This window comes from Aeromonas sp. LsrichE-8G, from assembly GCF_022869435.1.
GTDB lineage: Bacteria > Pseudomonadota > Gammaproteobacteria > Enterobacterales > Aeromonadaceae > Aeromonas > Aeromonas caviae.
Map to the genome: position 1 here is coordinate 1 of NZ_JALIHH010000146.1, position 1,898 is coordinate 1,898.

At 47.5% G+C, this 1,898-nt stretch carries 2 protein-coding genes; both read right to left on the reverse strand.

What is annotated here, in order from left to right; all coding sequences use genetic code 11:
* Nucleotides 1–302 precede the first annotated feature (302 nt).
* The gene (locus MUW49_RS17760; protein ID WP_053288391.1) at nt 303–1,214 is read right to left on the reverse strand and encodes a DNA-binding response regulator; all 912 of its coding nucleotides are present in this window, start codon (nt 1,212–1,214) and stop codon (nt 303–305) included.
* A partial coding sequence (locus MUW49_RS17765; RefSeq protein WP_244813033.1) for a response regulator occupies nt 1,201–1,898 on the reverse strand: 698 nt, incomplete at its 5' end. The genes MUW49_RS17760 and MUW49_RS17765, both read right to left, overlap by 14 nt.

Genomic DNA, 1,898 nt, shown 5'->3' on the forward strand with positions numbered 1-1,898 from the left:
TGGCAGGAAATAACAGAGAAGTTGGAGTGGGCAATGGTGTATTTATCCAAAAACGGCAAAAAGAGTAGGCAGAGAAAATCCAAGCAAAACAACACGTTAGACGGTATTATTAATTCGCTTGCCGCTTAAGGTTCTGTACATGAAGCAATGCTTCATAGACGGGCTCCGACATCTGGATAGCTCGGTAGGACGATTGGGTTTTAGGCGTCTCGGAACGGCCATTAACAACGGTTGCCTGGATCAGAATTTGACGCTTACTGACGGCATTAATGATGCGTGAAGCAATGTCGCGAGTAGATCGTTTAGCTGGCATGTGAGCTATCGAGTAACCGCAGTGAAATACTTGCTGCTGCAGTGCGGTTATCAACATTGAGCTTTTTGTAGATCTGCTCAAGATGTTTGTTCACTGTTCTGTGGCTCATTTCAAGAATAGTGGCGATCTCCCAATTGGTTTTGCCGAAAGAGAGCCAATAAAGCACCTGAGATTCGCGTTTAGTGAGATTAAGTTCGCGTTGCAAATCTTCTTCTGTACCGCGTTTTTTCGGCGTGACCAAACGGATCAATGCATGCAGCTGATCATATTCACCGGCATATTCAGCTTGAATCGGCGGGGTAAACTGGTTCAGTTGCAGAGGTTCTTTCCGATGTTCGGATGTGATCCAGCGGGCGATGTCGGGTTGAATGCTTTTCCACGTTTCCAGAATATCGCCATTTATCTTGCCGATCAGCTCTTGTGCGTAAGGCGTAGCCCACTCCAAGCGCCCCTGTTTTGATACGCAGAAGACATATTGCCCGGCATAATCGAGGGCAAATTGTGCCGATTTCGCCAGTTTGGCGTTATGGCTGTGCACCTTGATTCGCGCCAGCACTTCATTTGGCACAACCGGTTTGGTGATGTAATCGACACCACCCACCTCAAAACCATGAATGACATGCTCTGAATCGTTAAGGCCGGTCATAAATAAAATAGGGGTGGAGGGGAGCTTTTCTTTCAGTTTCTGGCACGTATCAAACCCGTCCATTTCCGGCATGATCGCATCCAGCAACACCACATCGGGCTGCACTTTTTCCACAATCGCCAATGCTTGTGCACCACTGAGCGCCACCAGCACAGTCAACCCCGCTTTATTGAGCGTGGCGTTAAGCATGCCGAGCGACTCTGGCGAGTCATCGACCACTAAGACAATGATGTTACTGAATTCAATAATGCTCATTTATCAACTCGTTCAGGTTATGTACGACTTTTTCAAATTTACATTGCGATGCATCGCTGCGTATCGAACCGAAAAAAGCCTCTGTGCTGGCACCGGAATGGATAATTTCATCAAGCTTCTTTAGGAATGCAGACATAAAGCCAATTTCGGCATAATTGATTAACTGTGCTAGCTCTTCACGCGAAGGGATCGCTGAGGGGTCAGCGGTTGCATCCAAACCGGTGGTGATTGGTTTATCCTCGGGTTCTTCCTCAAAAAGCCAGTCCACCGGCAATAAATTGCTTAGCTTGGTCAACAGTTGTTCACGAGAGATGGGCTTGCTCAGGTAATCATTGTGATATTTGGCGAGCACGTTGCTTTTTTCCAACTCATGAATGTTCGCGGAAAGCATCATAATTGGGCTGCGGATGCCTTTTTGTCGCAGCTGGATCGCCAGTTGCCATCCACTGACTTCGGGCATTGTGATATCAAGAATATAAAGATGAATGGTATGGCTCGCTGCCATCTTAAGCGCTTCTGAAGCCCCATTTGCCTGCAGTATGTTGAAACCAAGCGGTGTGAGAATGTTACTCACCAGATTGCGTTGATCGGCAATATCGTCAACCACCAGAATGGTCTGCCGTGCGCCAGTGTAACCGGTAATATTCTGGTTAATCAGAACGGGAACCGAGACCGGGCTTTCTA

What these genes read in the sequence shown, in the direction of transcription:
- MUW49_RS17760 (WP_053288391.1), bottom strand. Translation starts at nt 1,214, where the DNA reads ATGAGCATTATTGAATTCAGTAACATCATTGTCTTAGTGGTCGATGAC.